Source organism: Cyanobium sp. NIVA-CYA 375 (assembly GCF_056108345.1).
This window is the reverse complement of the sequence record NZ_JBSYHW010000405.1, coordinates 1-569: the sequence shown is the minus strand read 5'-3', so window position 1 is coordinate 569 and position 569 is coordinate 1. Positions and strand designations below refer to the sequence as shown.

Below are 569 nucleotides of genomic sequence, written 5' to 3'. Positions count from 1 at the left end.
GCCGAACAGGGCATAGGAATAGGCCAGGTTCTGGCGCACTTTCGGGGTGTTGTTGCCGCCGCGCAGCTGCGCGCCGAGCACATCGACGCAGCGCTTGGTTTCGCCAGCGAGGGCAAATGCGAGACCGAGGTCTGCGGGATCGATCCCGTCCTGCCAGGTGTCGAGCGTCGCCACCGCGGCACGCTTGTCGCCGATGGCAATCTGCGCCAGCGCCAGGCTGAGCGCGGTCTTGGGTGCGGTATCGCCAAGCGAGAGCGCATCCTGGAAGCTGGTCGCTGCCGACTGGAACCGGCCTTGTTCCATGTAAGCCGCGCCGAGCATGGCGCGGTAGGCTGCGTTGTAGGGGTCAGCGAGAACCGCCGCCTCGGCATGGCTCACGGCCTGGCCGCTGCGGCCTTTCTGCAGGGCCTGCTGGGCCTTGCTGGCGGACAGGTCCGCCCGAGGAGCGGCGCTGGTGGCGCAGCCGCCCAGAGCCAGAGAGGCGAGGGCGGTTGATGCCGCGAGGGCAAACATCCGGGTGCTTGAGGCAGTGCGGGTCATGGTATCGTCCCCCTGTTCGGACCGGTCAG

Annotated in this window: 1 protein-coding gene; it reads right to left on the bottom strand. The window is 68.4% G+C overall.

What is annotated here, in order from left to right; genetic code table 11:
* The coding region (locus AC01FP_RS18840) for a tetratricopeptide repeat protein (RefSeq protein WP_474482461.1) at positions 1–513 on the bottom strand (513 nt) is incomplete at its 3' end.
* Positions 514–569 lie beyond the last annotated feature (56 nt).